Below are 21,199 nucleotides of genomic sequence, written 5' to 3'. Positions count from 1 at the left end.
ATGAACGATGGAAATTTAATTCCCCCTTCAGGGGGCAAGGGGGTAAAGGTTTTATTTATCGACCGCGATGGTACATTAAACATCGAACCAGATGATGAACAGGTAGACAGTTTTGCAAAATTGAAATTCTATCCTCGTTCGCTTTATTACCTTGCTAAAATTGCTAGCGAAATGGATTACGAATTGGTAATGGTAACCAATCAGGATGGATTGGGAACGCCATCAAATCCTGAAGAAAATTTTTGGCCGATTCATAATTTTATGTTAGATACTTTTGCTGGGGAAGGTGTTAATTTCAGCGAAATTATTATCGACAGAACTTTTGCAAAAGACAATGCACCTACCCGAAAACCAGGAACAGGTTTATTAACAAAATACTTAAGCGGCGATTATGATTTGAAAAACTCTTATGTAATCGGCGACAGATTAAATGATGTAGTTTTAGCAAAAAATTTAGGTGCAAAAGCAATCTTTCTTCGTCAGAATGATGTATTGGGTTCTACCGAGGCATTAGATAAACATGAAACTTTATTAGATATTATTATTTTAGAGACGCAGAAATGGGAAGATATCTACAATTTGCTTAAAGCAGGAAGTAGAAAAATTAATCATGTACGCAAAACTAATGAAACTGATATTACCATTAATCTGGATCTGGACGGAACCGGGAAAGCTAAAATCGAAACGGGTTTAAACTTTTTCGACCATATGCTAGACCAAATAGCCAGACATGGAAGTGTAGATTTAGAAGTAATTGCAAAAGGCGATTTACATATAGACGAGCATCATACCATTGAAGATACAGGAATTGCCTTAGGCGAAGCTTTTGCACAAGCTTTAGGCAATAAACTAGGTATTGAACGTTATGGCTTTTGTTTACCAATGGATGATTGTTTAGCGCAAGTTGCAATTGATTTTGGTGGCAGAAACTGGATTGTTTGGGATGCTGAATTTAAGCGTGAAAAAGTTGGTGATATGCCTACAGAAATGTTTTATCACTTCTTTAAGTCTTTCAGCGATGCTGCTAAATGTAATTTAAACATTAAAGCTGAAGGTGATAACGAACATCATAAAATTGAAGCTATATTTAAAGCATTTGCCAAAGCCATTAAAATGGCAATAAAGCGTGATGCAGAAAAAATGGTTTTGCCGAGTACAAAGGGGGTATTGTAATCCCCCCAACCCCCAAGGGGGGGGGTAAAAGCAAATTGGCATAGCAATTTTGAAAAAAATAAAGATAGTTTATGCAAAATAACAAGAACGATGGAAAGGAAAAGCCTCTTTGGGGGTTTGGGGGAACAAACTTTGTTATATAAACCCGATAGCAGTGGAAAGTTTTTTTATTGTAAGTCTAAGCCTGTCGAAGACCAATAAATAACTTGAAACGAATAGCGGGACTACAGAACCTTTGAAAAACTGACATTCATTTTCTAATTAGTAATCGAAATGCAAAATAACATGAACGATAGAAATTCAACTCCCCCTTCAGGGGGCTGGGGGGTAATTGGAATAGTAAACTATGGCGCTGGCAATATTTTCTCTTTAACCGCAGCTTTGGAGCGTTTAAACTTGCAATATGGTATGATAAACACCGAAAGTGATTTGGAGAAATACACACATATCATCATTCCAGGTGTTGGCCATGCAGGTGCAGCGATGGAAAAATTGAAAGGAACAGGTTTAGTTGATGCGATTAAAAAACTGAGCAAACCTGTTTTGGGCATTTGTGTGGGTATGCAACTGATTACAGAACATTCGGAAGAAGGTGATGCTGCGCTTTTAGACATCGTTCCGGTGAAAACTAAAAAATTTGATAAATCGCTGAATATCAAAATACCACACATGGGATGGAATGCGGTTAGTCCGAAAAACAATTCGTTGTTTGACGGTGTTGAAGATAATACACAATTTTACTTTGTGCATTCGTACTTTATTGAATATAACCCTACTTTTGACATCGCCTCGGCTGACTACGGATTGAAGTTTTCGGCAGCAGTGCAAAAAGACAACTTTTATGGCGTTCAGTTCCATCCAGAGAAATCGGGAAAAGCTGGCGAACAGATATTAAAAAATTTTTCAAACTTAAAGTAAAGTAATTAGTATTTAGATGTTGGAATTTAGGCATCAGGTTCACTTTGTTACTTTAAACTTTTAACTTTTAACTTTAAAAAAATGTACATAATTCCTGCTATTGATATTTTGGATGGAAAAGTTGTTCGCCTACGTGAAGGTGATTACAATCAAAAAACTGAATACGATGTTTCTATTGCCGAAATGATAGAAAAATACCGTTCTAACGGAACAGATTTTATTCATATTATTGATTTAAATGGTGCAAAGGGCGATTTTAGTAATCAAAAATCTCTTTTCGAAATCATTAAAAAAACGGAGATGAAAGTGCAATACGGTGGTGGAATCCGTACCATAGAGCAGGTTACAAACTTGCTTGATGCTGGAATTCACCGTGTAATTGTAGGTACCCAAGCGATTACAAATCCTGATTTTTTAGCATCGTTAAGCGAGGCTTTTGCAAAGAAAGATGATTATGCAAACCGCATTGTTATCGCAATTGATGTTTTAGACGAAGTAATTAAATATTCTGGCTGGATGGAAAGCTCTCCAATTAAACTAATGGATTACGTTGATAAATGTTTGGCTTTGGGATTTTTCCGTTTCTTGTGCACAGACATTAGCAAAGATGGAAAGTTAGGTGGCGCAGCAGTGGAATTATACAAAAAACTGTTGGATCATTCGCCAATGATTAAACTAATTGCATCAGGTGGTGTAAGTTCTATGGAAGATATTTACGAATTAGCAAAATTCCCGATTAGAAGTGTGGTTGTTGGAAAGGCGATTTATGAAGATAGAATTACCATCGAAGAAATTAAAGAGTGGAATTTGAAGATGTTGTCAAGTATATAACCCCTAAATCTCCTGAAGGGGACTTACCCCCTCAAACTTGAAATACAAGAGTGAAAAAATATCCTGAACCAGATGATGATTTTGATTTATTAAGAGTTAATGAACCTAAAATGTTTTATGGTGCATCTAACTTAATATTTGAAAATGCAAAAGCTTTAAGAAATAGAGTAACTGAAGCCGAAAGTTTACTTTGGAGGCATTTAAGTAATAAACAATTAGGTGTAAAATTTAGAAGGCAACATCCAATATCTCAATACATTGCTGATTTCTATTGTCATGAAATTAAATTGATAATCGAACTTGATGGCAGTATTCATAATCTGAAAGAAGTAGCTGATAATGATTTAGAAAGACAGATAGCAATTGAAGCCTACGGTATAAAGATAATCAGGTTCAAAAACGAAGAAATTTACAAAAACTTAAACATTGTTTTGGATAAAATAAAGGAAGCCATGCAGGCTCAGCAATTTGCAGTTCCCCCTCTAGGGGGCGGAGGGGGTTTGAGTAAGCGTATTATCCCCTGCTTAGATGTTAAAGACGGCCGCACAGTAAAAGGTGTAAACTTTGTTGATTTACGCGATGCTGGCGACCCGGTAGAATTAGCCGCTCAATACGCACAACAAGGTGCTGATGAGTTGGTTTTCTTAGACATTACCGCCACTCATGAACGTCGAAAAACGATGATTGAGATGGTAAAATCAGTTGCTCGTCAGCTGAATATTCCATTTACTATTGGTGGGGGCATAACAGAACTTGCGGATGCAGAGGCCTTGTTAAATGCAGGTGCCGATAAAATCAGCATCAATTCTGCAGCGGTTCGTAACCCAAAATTGATTGAAGAATTGGCAAAAGCTTTTGGTGTTCAGTTTGTGGTTTTAGCTGTCGACACGAAATATGTTGATGGTAAAAATATGGTTCACTTAAATGGTGGCCGATTAATTACCGAATTAGAAACCGAAAAATGGATTAAACAAGCTGAAGATTTAGGCGCAGGAGAAATTTTGCTAACCTCTATGGACCATGATGGCACAAAAGTTGGATTTGATTGTGCATTATTGCACAAGGTAAACCGAATGATAAATATTCCAATTATCGCGTCTGGGGGTGCAGGAAACATGGAACATTTCACTGAAGTTTTCCAAAAAGCAAACGTTGATGCTGCATTAGCTGCATCGGTTTTTCATTATGGCGAAATTCTGATACCTGATTTAAAACAAGAATTAAGAAGGAATGGCATTCGGGTTAGAACCCCCTAACCCCCTAAAGGAGGAATTTCCCCTCAAATTGGAAAAGCATAAAGTAATAAAAAGTAAAAATAGCAGCCTAAAAATCTTATGGAATTTTTGCTTCTAAAATTGAAACACATGATTATTAAAGAGCATGATTGAAAAAAATATTGACGTTAGCCAAGTAGACTTTGGCAAAACTCCCCCTTCAGGGGGCTGGGGGGTTCCTGTAGTGATACAAGACGAGCAAACTTTAGAGGTTTTAATGTTGGGTTACATGAATGCCGAAGCATTTGAAAAAACACAGGCAGAAGGAAAAGTAACCTTCTTTTCTCGCTCTAAAAACCGTTTATGGACCAAAGGCGAAGAAAGTGGCAATTTCCTTTTCGTAAAATCTATGCATATTGATTGTGATAACGATACAATTTTAATAAAAGCCAATCCGGTTGGGCCAACCTGCCATACAGGAAGTAGAAGTTGCTTTAAAACGGATTTTAACCAAAACTTCATTTTCGAGCTAGAAAACATCATTACCGATAGATATGAAAACCCTGTTGAGGGTTCATACATCAATAAAATGAGGGCCAAAGGTTTAAATAAAATTGCGCAAAAAGTTGGCGAAGAAGGCGTTGAAACCGTAATTGCAGCACTAGCAGAAACCGAAGAAGAATTTATCGGCGAAGCTTCAGATTTACTTTTTCACTTAATGTTTTTATTAAAAGAGAAAGGTTTATCAATACAAGATATTGCTAAGAATTTAGAGAAAAGACACAAGTAAGGTAGAAGGTTAAAGGCGTAAGGTATAAGGCAATTTGGCCGAGCCTTAAACCTTAAACCCTAAACCCTAAACCTTTAAAAAATGCTTAAATACCTAAAAACCCTTCCTGGACACCAAAACCCGGTTTATGCTTTAGCAAACTCAGATAAAGATGAAGTTTTCTTTAGCGCAGGGAACGACAAAGGCGTGGTGGAATGGTCTTTAGCTGAGATGGCTTTCGTTAAGGTAAAAATGCCTGTACAAAGTTCTGTTTATTGTCTACATCATTTTAATAGTCAATTATTTGTTGGCGAAAGAAGTGGTGCGTTTAGTGTTTGCAATTTAGGTAAAGAGGAAATTGTTGCGAGAGTTAATGCACACTTAAAGCCTATTTTCAATATTAAAACGATTAAAAGCAAAAATGAACTACTTACCACAGGCGAAGACGGAACTGTTGCAGTTTGGTCGTTAATTGATTTTAAAGAAGTTTATCGTTTCCAGGTTGCTTATGATACAGTTAGGGCAATCGCCATTTCGCCCGATGAAACGGAAGTGGCTTTTGCCTGCAAAGACCATTTAATTAGAATTTATAATTTAAGCGATTATAGCTTAAAAACAAAATTAGAAAGCCATTCTTTACCGGTTACTTCGCTTGCTTATCATCCGGAAGGAAAATATTTAATTTCTGGTGGTAGAGATGCACAACTTAAAATCTGGAATTTACTAAATTATGAACTGCTGCAAACAATCCCAGCGCACATGTTTACAGTTTATGATATTGCTTTCCACCCCACACTACCCTATTTTGCAACGAGCAGTCAAGATAAAAGCATTAAAATCTGGGACTCAGAAAACTTTAAATTGTATAAGATTTTAAGTTTAGAGAAAGGCGAGTTTGGGCATACACATTCCATCAATAAAATAATCTGGAGTAATGATGGCAAGTATTTAATCTCTACCGGTGATGATAGGAAAGTTATCGTTTGGGAGATGGAAGATTAATTCAATTACTCCACAAAACGTTTTATAATTCTTAGTTTATGTGTGTATTTACCCAATTCCTTATTATAAATGCCCTCATCATCTATTGGGTCGATTCTTACCTTTCCCGATGAATGAATAATTTCGTTATTGCTTAGCATAATACCTACATGGATAATTTTACCTTCAGCATTATCAAAAAAGGCAACGTCACCAGCTTTACATTCTGCTAAAAAACCAACTAATTCGCCTTGTTCAGCCTGTTGCGAAGCATCGCGGTTTAATTTAATATTTAAAAGTTTAAAAACAGTTTGTACAAAGCCCGAACAATCTAAACCAAAAATATTTCTACCACCCCACAAGTATGGTACATTCTGAAAAAATTTAGAAGTCGATTCAATATCCTTCTCAAAATCTGCCAGTTCACTATTGTGAGGTTCAAAGGTAACTTCAAACTTTTCTGTTCCGGCATAGCAACAACCATCCTTATAAAATGGCAAATTACTGCCAGTACTTAAATGGTATAAACTGCCATCTTGGGCCTTTAAAACATTATTATAATTTTTAGGCGCAAATAACCGGCAATCGTGCATCTCTGCAAATTGACTTTGGGAAATCGGGGATAATTGTCTGAAATCCATCCAGCCTTCGTAACCGTCATAGCCATTTTGAATCAGCCACCAGCGTTCTTCCTTCTGAATAACTTCTACATGATCTCCAAATAATAATTGCGATACGATTTCAGCTTTATCAGATGCATCTGCCCTTAATGGCGCAATAGCCACCCTGCAAATACCATATTGATTTTCCATTTTTTGCTCAGTTGAATTATTTCATAAAACTAATAAATTACATTCACCTGCTAACATTTTGTGTTCAAATTTGTTATTTTTATGATGATAACATTTAAATCTGCTCAACATGAACTTTAAAAAAATATTAATTGCCGTAGATAATAGCACCTGTTCAGAAAAAGCAGCCAAAGCTGGTTATGAAATGGCCGAAAAATTTGGTTCGGAAGTTGCCCTTGTAAATATCATTGAACCGATACCTGCTAATGTAAATCCGGATTTAACATTGGCACCAGTGTTTTTAGAAACCTACGATAATAGCGAAGAGAATAGTAATATCTTATTAAAAGAGGTAGAGAACAAATTTGCAAATGGCATCAAAACAACCTATTTAAGTGTTGTTGATACTGCAGCTCATGGAATTATTCAACAATCAGACGAATGGGGTTCTGACTTGATCGTTATTGGCACTTATGGCAGAACGGGATTATATCACTTTTTAATGGGTAGCGTTGCTGAACATGTTGCAAGAAAATCTGCTTGCCCGGTTTTAATCATCCCAAATAAATCTGATTTGGATTAGTTGGTTAGTTGGTTAGTTGGTTAGTTGGTTAGTTGGTTAGTTGGTTAGGAAAAATTAGTATCAAGTCAAGAAGTTTTGTTTGATATTAATAATATTGAAAATCCTACTCCAAAAAAAAGGCGCTTAATAAGCGCCTTCTATATTTATAGTGAATACAAAATCTTAATTTTCCTGGTGCAACCAAGCTTTTTTAGCTAATAATTCTTCTTCTGTTTCTCGGATATCTTCATCATCAACGCAACAATCTACCGGGCAAACGGCAGCGCATTGTGGTTCATCATGAAACCCTTTACATTCTGTACATTTATCCGATACTATGTAATAAACCTCATCAGAAACCGCTTCTTGAGCTGAGTCAGCTTCGATTTGTTGATTACCAAAATCTATTACGCCTTCTAAATTTGTTCCATCAGAAAAACGCCATGCAGTACCGGCATCGTATATTGCGTTGTTTGGGCATTCCGGTTCGCAAGCCCCGCAGTTTATACACTCATCTGTTATTTTAATCGCCATGTTTTCGTCTAATTCTTTTGCTTAGTTTACCTTTGCGATGCAAATATAGTACTTAATCACTTAATAATAATTCTAAATATGTCAGTTTTAACACAAGAAAAAGTAATAATCGCTTTTAAAAAGCTTGGTCAATTACTTTCTAAACCTACTGACGCATTGGAAAATACATTTTTTTCAGCCGAAAATAGCAATGCTTGGTTCACTACAGAGAATATAAAAAAATCTGTTATCTCTTTTTCAGAAATGCTTAATGAAGCTGATATAGATAATTGGTTTCAATCGGTAAAATATACTTCAACGCCTAAAAAAATTGGTTTAATCCTTGCCGGAAACATCCCAATGGTTGGGTTACATGATGTTTTAAGTGTTTTAGCAACAGGAAATATCGCTTTAATTAAACTTTCATCGGCCGATGATAAGTTAATTAAAGCAATTCTTTCAGAATTAGTCGAAATTGAACCCGAGTTTCAAAATAGAATTGAATATGTAGAAAGATTAAAAGATTTTGATGCCGTTATTGCAACTGGTAGTAATAATTCATCAAGGTACTTTGATTATTATTTCAGTAAAGTCCCGAACATTATTAGAAAAAACAGAAATAGTGTTGCGGTTTTAGACGGGAATGAAACCTTTGAAGATATTCAAAATTTAGGTGCTGATATTTTTGATTATTTTGGATTGGGTTGCAGAAATGTTTCTAAAATTTATTTCCCTGAAGGTTACGATATTGCTAAATTTTATGAAGGCATAGAAAGCTACCAACCGATAATCAATCACTTCAAGTACAACAACAACTACGATTATAACAAATCCATTTATCTGGTAAATGCGGCTAAACATTTCGATAATGGTTTTTTATTGCTAAAAGAAGATGAAAGTTTAACATCACCTTTGGCCGTTCTTTTTTATGAAGAATATAAAAATTTAGCCGATGTTGAAGATAAATTAGAAGCTAAAAGCGATCAGATTCAATGTGTGATTACAAAAACACCATTAAAAATTAACACTTTCGATTTTGGGCAAAGCCAGCATCCAAAATTTTGGGATTATGCAGACAATGTAAATACTGTTGAGTTTTTAAATAGCTTATAATCATTTAATTGAGTATTTGTTATCATTTTAATTTTTTATTAAGATATTGCAGTAAAATGCTCCTCTAAATGTTTAATCTGATTAAAAATTCACTAACAGGCCTTTTTCTGTTTTTTTCGGCCATAGTATTTGGACAAGAGGTTTGTACAGGAGCACTTGGCGACCCAGTAATAAATATAAATTTTGGTTCTGGAAACAACTTTGGCCCCACTGTTCCTTCAACTGGGTATCGTTATGTATCAGGAACTCCCGATGATGGTGAGTATACCATTGCAAACAGTACCAGAGGACTTAATGGAGGATGGTTTGGGATTGATGATCATACACCTAATGACGAGAATGGCTATATGATGGTCATTAATGCAGATAATAATCGTGGTGTATTTTATCAAACAACCATAAGTAATTTGTGCCCAGGAACCACTTATGAATTTGCAGCATGGATTGTAAACATTTTAAATTATACCTCTACTGAAACAAAGCCTAATGTAACCTTTACTATTGAAAATAAAGAAGGAACTATTTTAAAACGGTTTGATACAAACGATATTCCTGAAACGGAAAGCCCTGAATGGAAACAGTACGCAATGTTATTTCCCACTGGAAATAATAGTGAAATTATATTAAAAATCACCAATAATGGTGCTCGCGGTAATGGTAACGATATCGCATTAGATGATATAACTTTCAGGGCTTGCGGACCAGTAATAAACCCTTCAATAAAAGATGAATCTGCCAACATACAGGTATGCGAGGGTAATGCTAAAAGTTATACCTTAAACGCAGATGTTTCACCTGGCTATCTAAGTCCAGTCTATCAATGGCAGGTAAATACGGGTTCAACCTGGACAGATTTACCCGGCCAAAACTCAACACAAACTACTATTGACCTTACAAATGCGACTAAAGGTATTTATCAATATCGATTATTAGTCGCTGAAAGTGGAAATATTAATTCAGCAAATTGTAGAGTTGCTTCCACTCCATTAGTAATTACAATAAATCCAAGCATTTTAGCAAGTAGCAATGGATCTGTCTGTATCGGCGCAAACATTCAGCTTTCGGCTACAGAAGGCACAACCTTCAGCTGGACTGGCCCTAACGATTTTAAATCTGACCAACAATCCCCTTTAATTACCAATGCACAATTAAACATGTCTGGCGGTTATACGGTAACCACTACACTAAATGGGTGTACAAGTTCATCATCTACTACAGTTCAAGTTTTGGAACCTGTTAAGAGTGATTCAATCTCAGTTACTATCTGCGAGAATAGTCCTGTTCAATTATTTGCACCTGAAGGCATAACGTATAAATGGTCGCCAATAGAAGGCCTTTCAGCTTCTGACGTCGCAAATCCGATAGCTAAACCAAAAGAATCTACTGCTTACACAGTAACGGTATCTAATGGTGGTTGTACTGCAACATCAGTCAGGGAGGTTAATGTTATCAAAAACGCAGTAGCTGAAGCTGGTGCAGATATTAAAATTCTAAATGGCCGATCCACCATTTTGAATGGAAAAGTTACAGGAGATAATGTAACCTATTTTTGGACACCCTCTGAATATTTGGATGACCCTACGAAACTGAATCCAAAAGCTACACCTCCAATTAATAAAATTTACACTTTAAATGCAGTCTCTAACGCTGGATGCTTAAGTAGTACCGATGAAGTTTTTATTAAAGTTTATCCAAAAATTGTTATTCCCAATTCTTTTTCCCCGAATGGTGATGGTGTAAATGATACCTGGAATATTGAGGTGGCTGATGCTTTTATAAACGCAAAAATAAGAGTAGTAAATAGAACCGGAAATCTAGTTTATCAAAGTAATGGCATATATAAGGCATGGGATGGCAAATTTAATGGGAAAGATTTGCCTGTCGGAACATACTATTACACTATTTATTTCAACGAAGATTTTGAAACCTACTCGGGTTGGATTTTCTTAGCTCGATAATCTTTCAGCTTTCAGCATAAATAGCTACTTTTGAACTCAATGTACATCATTAAAGTAAAAGGCATCGCCAAAATTCCAGATTACGTTCAACTTAGAGATGACAAGTTTACCTTACTTGCATATTTTAGAGTGGATAGGCCTGATAAATCTCTTGATAAATTAGGTTTAGGCGATAAACTAGACTATATTATGAAAATGGTAAAAGATTTGCCTTTTGGGCAAATTGCTAAATTAGAAATATAAAATGGCAGAAAACGCAGTAATTCATTTAAGCAATGTTGATGTTTTTCAACAAAAACACTTAGTACTCTCAAACGTAAATTTACATATAGAAAAAGGAGAATTCGTTTTCTTAATTGGTCAAACCGGCTCGGGTAAAAGTAGTTTGCTTAAGATTTTATATGGCGATTTGCATATTGGAAGTGGAAACGGAAATATTGCAGGCTTTGATTTAAAGGATATGAAAGAAAGCCAGGTACCGTTCTTACGCCGTAAATTGGGGGTTGTTTTTCAGGATTTCCAGTTATTAACCGATCGCACTATCGAGAAAAACCTGGAGTTTGTTTTAAAGGCAACAGGCTGGAAAGATGAAAAACTGATTAACGAACGTATAAAAGATGTGTTGGATAAAGTGGGTTTGCGCTCAAAAATCAAGAAAATGCCTCATGAGATATCGGGCGGTGAACAACAACGTATCGTTATTGCAAGAGCCCTGCTAAACGACCCTGAGATTATCCTGGCCGACGAACCTACGGGAAATTTAGATCCTGAAACATCAGAAGAAATTGTAACCTTACTAAAGCAAATTAGCCAAAATGGTACTGCTGTTTTAATGGCTACACACGATTATCATATCATCAGAACCTTTCCTTCTCGTATAATAAAATGCGAAAGTGGAGTTGTTCACGAAGATGCACAAATAGTCTAAAGAGTTTTAGAGTTTAGATTGACGATTTAAAATAAAAAAACATTATCATAGTAATATTGATTTTAGAGTTACAAATCTAAAATCATAATCCCAAACCCGTAAATAGAATCATGCCAATATAAATTCGTAAATCTACAAATCGCAAATTCATTGTCAGTCAATCAGCCAATCTGTTCAGATAAATTCAAATAAATCTGCCAGCTTGGCTGATTTCCGTTTATGGCAAAATAGTTGCGATTAACACAAAAAAATTCAGCCTAATATTATGTTTAATAAGAAGAAAAATAACGATACAGAAGAAAATATAATGAATACTGAAAATTCGTCAGAAAATGCTGAAACACAAAATTCAGAAAATACTGATAATCAAGAAAATGCAGAAAAAGTTGAAGAACTAACTGTAGAAGAAAAGTTACAAGCTGAAGTACAGCAACTTAATGATAAATACTTACGCTTATATGCTGAATTTGATAACTACAAACGCCGAACTCAAAAGGAACGAGTAGAGTTATTACAAACTGCCGGAAAAGATGTAATTGTATCACTTCTACCGGTTTTAGATGACTTCGACCGTGCTTTAAAAGCAATGGAAACAGCTGCAGATGTTGCACCTGTTAAAGAAGGTATTTTATTGGTAAGTACCAAATTAAAAAACACACTGGCTCAAAAAGGCTTAAAAGATGTAGAAAGCATTAACAAAGATTTTGACACAGATTTCCACGAAGCCATTACAAACATTCCTGCTCCTACCGATGCATTAAAAGGAAAAGTAATAGACGAAGTAGAAAAAGGTTATACTTTAAATGATAATGTTATCCGTTTCGCAAAAGTTGTAGTTGGAGCGTAAAAAATAATTTTGATTGAAAGAATTTTGAATGGTCGAACTAGAATTTCTCATTTAATCATTCTCTCATTCATTCATTAAATAAAAGATGAGTAAAAGAGACTATTATGATGTACTAGGCGTTACCAAAAGCGCCCCTGCAGACGAGATTAAAAAAGCGTATCGTAAAATGGCTATCAAATATCACCCGGATAAAAACCCAGGCGATAAAGCTGCAGAAGATATGTTTAAAGAAGCTGCAGAAGCTTATGAAATTTTAAGTAATCCCGAGAAAAAGCAACGTTATGATCAATTCGGTCATGCTGGCGTTGGCAGCAGTGCATCTGGAGGTTACGGTGGTGGTAATATGAATATGGATGATATCTTCAGTAATTTTGGAGATATTTTTGGAGGCCATAACCCGTTCGAAAGCTTCTTTGGTGGAGGTGGCGGTGGCCAGCAACGTGGCGGACGCCGGGTAGCTAAAGGTTCTAACCTGCGTATAAAAGTTAAATTAACACTTGAAGAAATTGCTCATGGAGCAGAAAAAAAGATAAAAGTTAACAAACTTATTTCTTGTAAAACCTGCGATGGAACAGGCGCTAAAGATAAATCATCGGTAAGCACTTGTGGTACTTGCGGTGGTAGCGGGCAAGTTAGAAGAGTTACTAATACCATTTTAGGCCAGATGCAAACTGCATCTACCTGCCCAACCTGTAACGGTAGCGGACAACAAATTACTGCAAAATGTAATGTTTGTCATGGAGATGGCGTTGTTCGTGGTGAAGAAACCATTACAATTAATATTCCGGCCGGCGTTAGCGAAGGCATGCAATTAAGCATGAGTGGTAAAGGTAATGCAGCACCAAACGGTGGAGTACCAGGAGATTTAATTATTTTAATTGAAGAAACTCAGCACGAAACATTAAAACGCGAAGGCAATAATATCGTTTACGATTTACACTTAAGCTTTGCTGATGCTGCTTTAGGAATAAGTATTGAAGTACCAACAATTGATGGTAAGGCAAAAATTAAAATCGAACCGGGTACACAAAGTGGGAAGCTTTTACGCCTTAAAGGAAAAGGTTTACCAGAAGTAAATTCGTATAACAGAGGCGATGAGATTATTCATATTAACGTTTGGACACCTAAAGCTTTAAGTAGTGAAGAACGTAGTATTTTAGAAAAACTTCGCGATTCTGCTAACTTTAAACCACAACCTGGTAAAAACGAAAAGAGTTTCTTCGATAGAATGAAAGAATATTTCGAATAATAAATTTAGCCTAATAAGTTATTAAGGTTAAATTCTATAAACTAAAAAAACCGATGTTTTCACATCGGTTTTTTAGTTTCTCATATTGGCTTTTAGCCACTCAACTTGGTTAATATATTATCTTTATCAAATTCAGCAGTTATTCGGTTAGTGCCTTTTACACCAGTCATTTTATACTCCTCTACTGAGATTTTGTATCCTTTCTCTTCTAAATAACATTTTAATGCTGCCTTATGTTCGACATCAAAATCGGAAATTAACTGAGGAAAAACGGTTAAAATTCTTTCATGGGAATTTTTAGCTATCTTATCTATAGCGTCACTTTTTAAAGTAAATACCATAGCACCCTTACCATAATCGGCAATATAATATCCGCTTGATTTCATCATTCCTGATGCAGTTAGCCCGATTAAATGTAAATCTATATTTGATGCCTCAAAATGATCATTTTTTAAAAAATCGATATTATTATCTTCTCCGTACTTTTTAAGCTTAAATGCATGGTCTAAAGAGTCGTTAGCCATCTCTGCCTGAGTATTTGCCCAAGACCAAAGCCAACTTTGCGATGAACGAGAAAAGGAGCCTAAAATTTGAAAAGGGATAACCAGATTATCGCCGAAGTTAATTTCACAGTTAATCATATCTAAACTCCAGCTATTTTCTCCGATAATTTCTGCTACATCAATTTGCTTATCAAAAGCAATTCCTCCGAATCTTTCTATAAGCTCCTTTTCTGATTTACAGAAATGAGGATATTTCATAGAAACAACTTTAGCAGGTTTTATTTCTTCTTCAGAACGAGAGAAAAATTTTCTTAAAAAATTCATTTTGCTAGGAATTACTTGGCTAACAAAAGTATTATAACTTAGGCGAATGTTATCAGAGGCAGGATAAACACCATCTAAACTATTTTGATTAATATTTTTTACATTTTGCAGCATATGTAATTATTTAAGCTGTAATTAAATATTCTAACATTCTTTAAGTTCATCTAATGCAACCTAAAAATAATATGTTATCTCTTTTCAGATGGTAAAAAAAGTAGCGCTATCTATCTATTTATTCTATAATAGAATTGAAAGTAAATTTTTAATCGTACAATGCAAAATCCTTATCACAAAAACCTGACGAACAAACATTTACACTATAATAAAAAACATATAAAACCCTAAAAGTCAAGTCATTATATTATTTCAACTATTATTTTTATTACACGAAATCTGCACCTAAAAAAATGATTTTTATTGCTAACCCAAAATAAAAGAAATACAAAGCACTCATGTAAAAATATTAATTACATATTCGAGGGCTAAGTAATCAAAACATATAATTTTCGTTTTATTTATGAAGAATATTAAATTGATAAAAGTGGCAGGTATTAACTGCGAAGATTATGATATATTAAAGCACTATTAGAACGAAGATACTGCTGAAATTACTTTTCAAAAACCGATTATTTTCTGTAACCTTTCGCTTCTTTTTGCGACTAATACATAACTAAAACTTTAACTATGCTTAGTGTAAAAAATATTGTAAAGCAATATGCAACTCATCGTGTGCTTGATGATGTGAGTTTGGAAGTTGAACAGGGTAAAATTTTCGGATTATTGGGCCCTAATGGTGCCGGAAAAACATCGTTAATTAGAATTATTACACAAATTACAGCACCAGATAGTGGCGAAGTTATACTTAACGGACAAAAGCTTAATTCTAACCACATCAATCAAATTGGATATTTGCCTGAAGAACGCGGTTTATATAAAAAGATGGAAATTGGAGAGCAAGTACTCTATTTATCCAAATTAAAAGGACTAAGTACCGCTGAGGCGACTAAACGAATTAAGTTTTGGTTCGAAAAACTAGATATGGCAAGCTGGTGGAATAAAAAAGTTGAAGATTTAAGCAAAGGTATGCAGCAAAAAGTTCAGTTTGTTGCTACTGTTCTGCATAACCCCGAATTGATTATTCTTGATGAACCTTTCTCAGGTTTCGACCCAGTAAATGCAGATTTGATTAAAAATGAAATTTTAGAATTAAATGCAAAAGGCACCACATTTATTTTTTCTACGCACCGAATGGAAAGTGTTGAAGAACTTTGCGATAACATTGCACTGATAGATAAATCGAAAAAGATATTGGATGGTGCCATTGATGATATTAAGGCTTCATACAGGAATAACACCTATGTTATTGAGTATTCAGGCGAAGCTAACTTTACAAATACAGAATTATTTGATGTTTTGGAAACCATCGAAACGAAAGACGGCAAATGTTTAAAATTTAAGCTTAGGGGTACTTATACAGCTAATGATGTTTTAAGCCTGATGCTTCCTGTTGTTAAAATAAACCGACTTGCTGAAGTTATCCCAAATATGAACGATATTTTTATTGAACGTGTAAAAAAATAAGCAATGAACAAAATTTTACTAATTATACGAAGAGAGTATTTATCGAGAGTTAAAAAGAAATCATTTATTTTAATGACATTTTTAACGCCATTAATTATAGCTGGTTTTTATGGTTTGATAATCTATTTCTCTATTAAAGGCATTAACGATAAAACAGATAAAATTGCAGTAATAAGCGAGAACAAAATCTTAACAGAAAAACTAACATCGAACAAAAACGTAACTTATGTTTATGTTAACGATTCTTTTGAAAAGCTAAAGAAAGACCTTAGTAAAAGTGATTATGACTATATTTTGTACCTCCCCGATTTTGATATTGACAAACCTAAAGGCATTGAATTAATCGGAACCAAGCAAGCTGGCTTATCATTAGACGGAAAAATTTCTGATTCCGTTGAAGATTTAATCCGAGATTATAAACTTAAAAAATCGGGTATTTCTCAAACTGATTTAGATAATTTGAAAAGCAATGTTAGCATTGATACAAAGAAAATTGGTGATTCGGGTAAAGAAGAAAATAGTAGTGCTGGAGCAAGCACTATAATTGCTTTTGTTGCTGGCGTGTTGATGTTTATGTTTATTATGCTGTATGGCGTGCAGGTGATGAGAGGGGTTATTGAAGAGAAAACCAGTCGAATTATTGAAATCATGATTTCTTCGGTAAAACCTTTTCAATTAATGATGGGTAAAATTATCGGCATTGCTATGGTTGGTTTAACACAATTTTTGCTTTGGATAGTGCTAACCTTTTCCATTTCTGCTTTAGCTGTTACTGTTTTTGTAAGTAAAGATGATGCTAAAAAAATGGTTACCTCTACTGCTCAAATTTCGGCAGCAAACCCTTCTGCTCAGCAAATTCAGGCGGCTGCCATGAATGATGGCCCTCTTGGGAATGTACAAAAGAGTTTACAAAATTTAGATTTAGGTAAAATTATTTTAGTTTTTATTTTCTACTTTTTAAGTGGATACCTTTTTTACAGTGCATTATATGCAGCCATTGGTTCGGCCGTTGATAGCGAGACAGAGACGCAGCAATTTATGATGCCTGTAATGATGCCACTACTTTTAGGTTACGCACTTTCACTTAGCGTAGTCACTAACGACCCATATGGCAATGTAGCTTTTTGGCTCTCGATAATGCCTTTTACTTCACCGATTGCCATGGTAGTAAGATTACCTTATGGTGTACCAAACTGGGAACTGGCTTTATCAATGTTTATTTTAATAATTGGCTTTATTGGTACGGTTTGGTTTGCCGCAAGAATATACAGAGTTGGTATTTTAATGTATGGTAAAAAGGCAAGTTTTAAAGAAATGGTGAAATGGTTTTGGTATAAGAACTAATAACAAAAGGCATATTTTAACAGCTTTAAAAAATCAATTTAAACATACAGAGAATAAAGATATTTAGAACTTACCTTTATAAAAAATTATTCCTTGTAAATTTTAGATTCTCAAAACTTTGAAAAAAGTTATCATTATTGGCGCAACCTCTGGCATTGGTAAAGCTCTTGCATTGGAAATGTCTGATGCAGGTTACACGGTAGGCATAACTGGTAAAAGACAAACTTTATTAAACGAAATAGAAGCTTTACTTCCTAATAAGATTTTCGCTTCTTGTTTTGATGTAAACGACGAACCTAATTTGATAGAAAACTTAGGCGCTTTAATTGCGAGACTTGATGGCTTTGATATGCTAATTTACAGTGCAGGCTACGGCGAAATAAATGAAGATTTAAATAATCAAATTGAGCAAGACACCATTAAAACAAATGTAGGTTCTTTTACAAACGTAATTACTTGGTCTTTCGAGTATTTTAGACGGCAAGGTCATGGCTATATTGCAGCAATTACATCTGTTGCAGGTTTACGAGGAAACGAAAAAGCTCCGGCTTATAGCGCATCAAAAGCTTACCAGATTAATTACCTGGAAGGTTTATCAAAAAAATCGAAACAAGAAAAATTAGGCGTTCACATTTTAGATATCCGCCCTGGATTTATGGATACCGCAATGGCAAAAGGAGATAACCTATTTTGGGTAACGCCAATAAAAAAAGCTGCTCATCAAATTATTAATGGCATAGAAAGAAATGCCCATGTGATTTATGTAAGCAAAAGATGGAGGTTATTTGCATGGATTTCTAAAATTTTACCCCGATATTTATTAGCAAAAATATAAATATGCGCTTTGCTGTAATCGATTTAGGAACCAATACTTTTCATTTGCTTATAGCAAAATCTGATGGGAAAAACTATGAGATTCTATACAAAACGAATGTTCCGGTAAAATTGGGTGAAGGCAGAATAAATGATAATATTATTATTCCAGCGGCATTTGAAAGAGGAATAGAAACATTGAAGAAATTTAGCCAAACCATTGCAGAATTTAATGTTCAGGTTACTAAAGCAACTGCTACCTCAGCTGTTAGAAGTGCGAAAAATGGTTTAGATTTTGTTTTTAGCGCTAAAGAGCTTGCAGGTATAGATATAAAAACTATTAGCGGCGATGATGAGGCCGAATTAATTTACAACGGCGTTAAATTAAGCGGAGCCATAGAAGATTTATCTCTTATTATGGATATTGGTGGAGGAAGCGTAGAGTTTATACTCTGCGATATGGAGAAATTAATTTGGAAGAAAAGTTATGATACCGGTGCCGCAAGGTTAATGCAGCAATTTTTCAAATCAGACCCAATTAGCGATGAAGACAAAAACTCAATTTTAAATCACATCCAAAATCAACTTGCAGATTTGTTCGAAGTATGCGAAAAATATCAGCCAAAGATATTAATTGGCTCAGCAGGTGCTTTTGAAACTTTTGCAGAACTTATTATCAGAAAAAATAATCAAACAATCGATATAAGCACGACTAAAACTTATAAATTCGATTATGAAGAATACATTGCAATTAGTCTAAAACTTATAAATAGTACACACAACGAACGAGCTTCGATGCCCGGAATGATTGCTTTACGTGTTGATATGATAGTTGTAGCGGCACTAATTACAAATTATGTAATGGGCAGGACAAAGCTGAATAAACTAACACTGTCTACATATGACTTAAAAATGGGCGTGTTAGCAAGCCTGTTATAAAAATTTATTGCCCTTTTTTGGCACATACATTATCTTTCCCAAAACCATAGGTTCAGTAATAGTTGATGGATAATAGTCATTTTGCTTTGGACTATTAAAATTCATTGGAAATTCTGTAACGAACTTAGATTCTTTAATAATCAAAACATTAGATTTCCGGTCGAAATTATCATCAACTATGAATTGATAACGGCCACTTTTGTCAGTTATCGCCGTAAACTTTGTGTTTTTTATTTGCAACTTTAGTCCAACAGCAGGCTTATCCTTTCCTAGAAATATAAAGCCATAAAATATACGATTGATTTTAATGTCTTCCGTTTTAACTTTTGGGTTTTCGCTAACAGGCATACTAATTTCAACCTTATTATCAAGAACGGTAGCTTTTGCATCTTGAGTAAAAATACTTGCGCCAATTGCTAAAACACCTAGATATTTCATCCAGCTCCTGTTTGGTGGTATTACCAATAGATAATAGTTTAATTGATTAAGTTGAGTTTGAGATAATCTTCCACAAATTTCTGAATCTGCATTAGCCAATGTTTTAATAATTTCTTCATTTGTGTAGCCAGAAAAATCAATTACACATTTTTGGCAAGACAGGCAAAACTTATTTTCATTGCGATTTTCCATCTCATCCCAGTTTTGGGAGCACGGTTCTGCTATTTTTACCTCAGTTATTGTAGTCTTCATCATTTCCATCTTTTAAGCAAATGATGAGATAAAACTGATTATTCCATAAACTGAATAAAATTAAATAAACTTTAATAACTCGTTATAAAGCTTTTCGGTTGGCAAGCCCATAACGTTGGTGTAAGACCCATTAATTTTTTCTACCACAACAATGCCCCACCAATCTTGTACACCATAACTCCCTGCTTTATCATAAGGCTGATAATTATCTATGTAGAAATCGATTTCACGCTCTGTAACAGTTTTACAATGAACCTCAGTTACATCATAAAATGATATTTTCTTATCTCCTTTTACTAAAGTAACGCCTGTATAAACTTCATGTTTATACCCAGATAATTTTTTAAGCATTTCCTTAGCGTGTGCTTTATCATTTGGTTTTCCCAAAATTTCTCCATTTAAAGCCACAATAGTATCTGCGGTAATTATAATTTCATCGTCGGCAGAAAATGCTTTTGCCTTTTTCTCTGATATGTAAACGGCAATTTCAGCAGGGCTTAAATTTTCAGGATAACTTTCATCAACATCCTTTAACTCTACCTTAAAATTTAAGCCCATCAGTTTCAAAAGTTCTTGTCTGCGTGGAGATTTTGATGCAAGTATAATCGGTGTGTTTTGAAGCATAATAAAATTAATTTTCCACTAAAATAACAAAAGCGACCTAAAGCCGCTTTTGTTATTTTAATTATTTATTAATGGATTATTTACCACCGCCATTCATACGGGCTTCCATTGCTTTTTTACGTTCTTCTAACCAGGTTTTAAAAGCTGGTTTTTGCTCAGCTGTTAAAACAGCTTCGATTTTAGTGTTAGTTTCATCGTTCATTTTTGTCATTTTCTCCCTCATTCCCGACATATCACCACCAGCTGCTTCTCTAGCTTTAGTCATTTCCGCTCCTTGAGCAGTATAAATAGCTAAAACTTTTGTTTTTTGCTCATCGCTAAGCTTCAGTTTTTCAGCCAACATATCAGTACTTCTTTTTGCTCGTTCTTCAGGTGTTCCACCCATACGACCACCACCTTGCTGCGCATTAGCATAAGTTATTACCGAGAATAACAAAGCACAAATCATCATTAATTTTTTCATCTTTTTTGTTTTTAGTTGTTTTTAAACGCTTCAAATTTTATTTTGAATGTCTATATTTTTGGTTGTTTTTT

23 protein-coding genes and 1 pseudogene are annotated in these 21,199 nt (G+C 34.7%); 18 read left to right on the top strand and 6 right to left on the bottom strand.

From position 1 onward, the window contains the following. The 7 genes and pseudogenes from hisB (at position 1) to ACFOUY_RS05995 (ending at position 5,907) form a co-directional block, all read left to right on the top strand. Positions 1-1,173: a bifunctional histidinol-phosphatase/imidazoleglycerol-phosphate dehydratase HisB gene (gene hisB, locus ACFOUY_RS06025; RefSeq protein ID WP_378959625.1), complete on the top strand. Its 1,173-nt coding sequence runs from the start codon at positions 1-3 to the stop codon at positions 1,171-1,173. 285 nt (positions 1,174-1,458) lie between these two features. Continuing rightward, positions 1,459-2,091 (top strand): imidazole glycerol phosphate synthase subunit HisH, encoded by a 633-nt coding sequence (gene hisH / locus ACFOUY_RS06020; RefSeq protein ID WP_378959571.1) that lies wholly within the window; start codon positions 1,459-1,461, stop codon positions 2,089-2,091. A gap of 81 nt (positions 2,092-2,172) precedes the next feature. Then, positions 2,173-2,922, top strand: coding sequence for a 1-(5-phosphoribosyl)-5-[(5-phosphoribosylamino)methylideneamino]imidazole-4-carboxamide isomerase (gene hisA, locus ACFOUY_RS06015; RefSeq protein WP_378959570.1), 750 nt, complete (start codon positions 2,173-2,175; stop codon positions 2,920-2,922). 110 nt (positions 2,923-3,032) lie between these two features. Next, positions 3,033-3,365, top strand: a pseudogene (locus tag ACFOUY_RS06010) (endonuclease domain-containing protein); the annotation flags it as partial. Positions 3,366-3,374: 9 nt separating this feature from the next. Beyond that, positions 3,375-4,178, top strand: coding sequence for an imidazole glycerol phosphate synthase subunit HisF (hisF, locus tag ACFOUY_RS06005; RefSeq protein ID WP_378959624.1), 804 nt, complete (start codon positions 3,375-3,377; stop codon positions 4,176-4,178). A 124-nt stretch (positions 4,179-4,302) separates the two neighbouring features. After that, positions 4,303-4,926, top strand: a complete 624-nt coding sequence (gene hisIE / locus ACFOUY_RS06000; RefSeq protein ID WP_378959569.1) for a bifunctional phosphoribosyl-AMP cyclohydrolase/phosphoribosyl-ATP diphosphatase HisIE — start codon at positions 4,303-4,305, stop codon at positions 4,924-4,926. A gap of 81 nt (positions 4,927-5,007) precedes the next feature. Continuing rightward, entirely contained in the window at positions 5,008-5,907 is a 900-nt protein-coding gene (locus tag ACFOUY_RS05995) for a WD40 repeat domain-containing protein (protein ID WP_378959568.1), read from the top strand. 5 nt (positions 5,908-5,912) lie between these two features. On the opposite strand, the gene ACFOUY_RS05990 is transcribed toward ACFOUY_RS05995, so the two are convergent. Next, positions 5,913-6,698 carry a C40 family peptidase gene (locus ACFOUY_RS05990; RefSeq protein ID WP_378959567.1) on the bottom strand — a complete coding sequence of 262 codons (786 nt, stop codon included), beginning with the start codon at positions 6,696-6,698 and terminating at the stop codon, positions 5,913-5,915. A 109-nt stretch (positions 6,699-6,807) separates the two neighbouring features. Between ACFOUY_RS05990 and ACFOUY_RS05985 the strand changes: the two genes are divergently transcribed. Then, positions 6,808-7,260: a universal stress protein gene (locus tag ACFOUY_RS05985; RefSeq protein ID WP_378959566.1), complete on the top strand. Its 453-nt coding sequence runs from the start codon at positions 6,808-6,810 to the stop codon at positions 7,258-7,260. A gap of 162 nt (positions 7,261-7,422) precedes the next feature. Here ACFOUY_RS05985 and ACFOUY_RS05980 read toward each other — a convergent pair whose 3' ends face one another. Beyond that, the gene (locus ACFOUY_RS05980) at positions 7,423-7,773 is read right to left on the bottom strand and encodes a 4Fe-4S dicluster domain-containing protein (RefSeq protein ID WP_056871193.1); all 351 of its coding nucleotides are present in this window, start codon (positions 7,771-7,773) and stop codon (positions 7,423-7,425) included. A 78-nt stretch (positions 7,774-7,851) separates the two neighbouring features. Here ACFOUY_RS05980 and ACFOUY_RS05975 point away from each other — a divergent pair, with 78 nt between their 5' ends. The 6 genes from ACFOUY_RS05975 to dnaJ all read left to right on the top strand — a co-directional run bounded on the left by ACFOUY_RS05975 (position 7,852) and on the right by dnaJ (position 13,847). Next, positions 7,852-8,865: an acyl-CoA reductase gene (locus ACFOUY_RS05975; RefSeq protein ID WP_378959565.1), complete on the top strand. Its 1,014-nt coding sequence runs from the start codon at positions 7,852-7,854 to the stop codon at positions 8,863-8,865. A 68-nt stretch (positions 8,866-8,933) separates the two neighbouring features. Then, positions 8,934-10,823 (top strand): gliding motility-associated C-terminal domain-containing protein, encoded by a 1,890-nt coding sequence (locus tag ACFOUY_RS05970; protein ID WP_378959564.1) that lies wholly within the window; start codon positions 8,934-8,936, stop codon positions 10,821-10,823. 39 nt (positions 10,824-10,862) lie between these two features. Further along, the gene (locus tag ACFOUY_RS05965; RefSeq protein WP_378959563.1) at positions 10,863-11,066 is read left to right on the top strand and encodes a fructose-6-phosphate aldolase; all 204 of its coding nucleotides are present in this window, start codon (positions 10,863-10,865) and stop codon (positions 11,064-11,066) included. 1 nt (position 11,067) lies between these two features. Next, on the top strand, positions 11,068-11,751 hold the full coding sequence (locus ACFOUY_RS05960; RefSeq protein WP_378959562.1) for a cell division ATP-binding protein FtsE: 684 nt from the start codon (positions 11,068-11,070) through the stop codon (positions 11,749-11,751). A gap of 265 nt (positions 11,752-12,016) precedes the next feature. Beyond that, positions 12,017-12,598 carry a nucleotide exchange factor GrpE gene (locus tag ACFOUY_RS05955; protein WP_378959561.1) on the top strand — a complete coding sequence of 194 codons (582 nt, stop codon included), beginning with the start codon at positions 12,017-12,019 and terminating at the stop codon, positions 12,596-12,598. An 85-nt stretch (positions 12,599-12,683) separates the two neighbouring features. Beyond that, on the top strand, positions 12,684-13,847 hold the full coding sequence (dnaJ, locus tag ACFOUY_RS05950) for a molecular chaperone DnaJ (RefSeq protein WP_378959560.1): 1,164 nt from the start codon (positions 12,684-12,686) through the stop codon (positions 13,845-13,847). A 92-nt stretch (positions 13,848-13,939) separates the two neighbouring features. Here dnaJ and ACFOUY_RS05945 read toward each other — a convergent pair whose 3' ends face one another. After that, complete coding sequence (locus ACFOUY_RS05945; protein WP_378959559.1) at positions 13,940-14,788, bottom strand: DUF6882 domain-containing protein; 849 nt, start codon at positions 14,786-14,788, stop codon at positions 13,940-13,942. 570 nt (positions 14,789-15,358) lie between these two features. Here ACFOUY_RS05945 and ACFOUY_RS05940 point away from each other — a divergent pair. The 4 genes from ACFOUY_RS05940 (at position 15,359) to ACFOUY_RS05925 (ending at position 19,351) form a co-directional block, all read left to right on the top strand. Beyond that, positions 15,359-16,255, top strand: coding sequence for an ABC transporter ATP-binding protein (locus ACFOUY_RS05940; protein WP_378959558.1), 897 nt, complete (start codon positions 15,359-15,361; stop codon positions 16,253-16,255). Positions 16,256-16,258: 3 nt separating this feature from the next. Then, entirely contained in the window at positions 16,259-17,599 is a 1,341-nt protein-coding gene (locus tag ACFOUY_RS05935; RefSeq protein WP_378959557.1) for an ABC transporter permease, read from the top strand. A 118-nt stretch (positions 17,600-17,717) separates the two neighbouring features. Beyond that, positions 17,718-18,434, top strand: a complete 717-nt coding sequence (locus ACFOUY_RS05930) for an SDR family NAD(P)-dependent oxidoreductase (protein WP_378959556.1) — start codon at positions 17,718-17,720, stop codon at positions 18,432-18,434. A gap of 2 nt (positions 18,435-18,436) precedes the next feature. Next, positions 18,437-19,351, top strand: coding sequence for a Ppx/GppA phosphatase family protein (locus tag ACFOUY_RS05925; protein ID WP_378959555.1), 915 nt, complete (start codon positions 18,437-18,439; stop codon positions 19,349-19,351). Here the strand turns inward: ACFOUY_RS05925 and ACFOUY_RS05920 are convergent. From ACFOUY_RS05920 to ACFOUY_RS05910, 3 genes are all read right to left on the bottom strand, one after another. Beyond that, on the bottom strand, positions 19,346-20,044 hold the full coding sequence (locus ACFOUY_RS05920) for a hypothetical protein (protein WP_378959554.1): 699 nt from the start codon (positions 20,042-20,044) through the stop codon (positions 19,346-19,348). The two genes, ACFOUY_RS05925 and ACFOUY_RS05920, sit on opposite strands and share 6 nt — an antisense overlap. A 57-nt stretch (positions 20,045-20,101) precedes the next feature. After that, on the bottom strand, positions 20,102-20,665 hold the full coding sequence (locus ACFOUY_RS05915) for a Maf family protein (protein ID WP_378959553.1): 564 nt from the start codon (positions 20,663-20,665) through the stop codon (positions 20,102-20,104). A gap of 76 nt (positions 20,666-20,741) precedes the next feature. Next, positions 20,742-21,128, bottom strand: a complete 387-nt coding sequence (locus ACFOUY_RS05910; RefSeq protein WP_378959552.1) for a hypothetical protein — start codon at positions 21,126-21,128, stop codon at positions 20,742-20,744. Positions 21,129-21,199: the final 71 nt, after the last annotated feature.

Source organism: Pedobacter jamesrossensis (assembly GCF_042650905.1).
Classification (GTDB): domain Bacteria; phylum Bacteroidota; class Bacteroidia; order Sphingobacteriales; family Sphingobacteriaceae; genus Pedobacter; species Pedobacter jamesrossensis.
The sequence above is the reverse complement of the archived record's forward strand: the minus strand, read 5'-3'. Positions and strand labels throughout refer to the sequence as shown.

Bases quoted from the DNA above. Each gene is read 5' to 3' on its own strand.
- hisIE (WP_378959569.1), top strand. From the start codon at position 4,303: ATGATTGAAAAAAATATTGACGTTAGCCAAGTAGACTTTGGCAAAACT.
- ACFOUY_RS05915 (WP_378959553.1), bottom strand. From the start codon at position 20,665: ATGCTTCAAAACACACCGATTATACTTGCATCAAAATCTCCACGCAGA.
- ACFOUY_RS05945 (WP_378959559.1), bottom strand. From the start codon at position 14,788: ATGCTGCAAAATGTAAAAAATATTAATCAAAATAGTTTAGATGGTGTT.
- ACFOUY_RS05925 (WP_378959555.1), top strand. From the start codon at position 18,437: ATGCGCTTTGCTGTAATCGATTTAGGAACCAATACTTTTCATTTGCTT.
- ACFOUY_RS05940 (WP_378959558.1), top strand. From the start codon at position 15,359: ATGCTTAGTGTAAAAAATATTGTAAAGCAATATGCAACTCATCGTGTG.
- ACFOUY_RS05980 (WP_056871193.1), bottom strand. From the start codon at position 7,773: ATGGCGATTAAAATAACAGATGAGTGTATAAACTGCGGGGCTTGCGAA.
- hisH (WP_378959571.1), top strand. From the start codon at position 1,459: ATGAACGATAGAAATTCAACTCCCCCTTCAGGGGGCTGGGGGGTAATT.
- ACFOUY_RS05970 (WP_378959564.1), top strand. From the start codon at position 8,934: ATGTTTAATCTGATTAAAAATTCACTAACAGGCCTTTTTCTGTTTTTT.
- ACFOUY_RS05960 (WP_378959562.1), top strand. From the start codon at position 11,068: ATGGCAGAAAACGCAGTAATTCATTTAAGCAATGTTGATGTTTTTCAA.
- hisA (WP_378959570.1), top strand. From the start codon at position 2,173: ATGTACATAATTCCTGCTATTGATATTTTGGATGGAAAAGTTGTTCGC.
- ACFOUY_RS05935 (WP_378959557.1), top strand. From the start codon at position 16,259: ATGAACAAAATTTTACTAATTATACGAAGAGAGTATTTATCGAGAGTT.
- dnaJ (WP_378959560.1), top strand. From the start codon at position 12,684: ATGAGTAAAAGAGACTATTATGATGTACTAGGCGTTACCAAAAGCGCC.
- ACFOUY_RS05985 (WP_378959566.1), top strand. From the start codon at position 6,808: ATGAACTTTAAAAAAATATTAATTGCCGTAGATAATAGCACCTGTTCA.
- ACFOUY_RS05955 (WP_378959561.1), top strand. From the start codon at position 12,017: ATGTTTAATAAGAAGAAAAATAACGATACAGAAGAAAATATAATGAAT.
- ACFOUY_RS05910 (WP_378959552.1), bottom strand. From the start codon at position 21,128: ATGAAAAAATTAATGATGATTTGTGCTTTGTTATTCTCGGTAATAACT.
- ACFOUY_RS05965 (WP_378959563.1), top strand. From the start codon at position 10,863: ATGTACATCATTAAAGTAAAAGGCATCGCCAAAATTCCAGATTACGTT.
- ACFOUY_RS05975 (WP_378959565.1), top strand. From the start codon at position 7,852: ATGTCAGTTTTAACACAAGAAAAAGTAATAATCGCTTTTAAAAAGCTT.
- hisB (WP_378959625.1), top strand. From the start codon at position 1: ATGAACGATGGAAATTTAATTCCCCCTTCAGGGGGCAAGGGGGTAAAG.
- hisF (WP_378959624.1), top strand. From the start codon at position 3,375: ATGCAGGCTCAGCAATTTGCAGTTCCCCCTCTAGGGGGCGGAGGGGGT.
- ACFOUY_RS05995 (WP_378959568.1), top strand. From the start codon at position 5,008: ATGCTTAAATACCTAAAAACCCTTCCTGGACACCAAAACCCGGTTTAT.
- ACFOUY_RS05990 (WP_378959567.1), bottom strand. From the start codon at position 6,698: ATGGAAAATCAATATGGTATTTGCAGGGTGGCTATTGCGCCATTAAGG.
- ACFOUY_RS05920 (WP_378959554.1), bottom strand. From the start codon at position 20,044: ATGATGAAGACTACAATAACTGAGGTAAAAATAGCAGAACCGTGCTCC.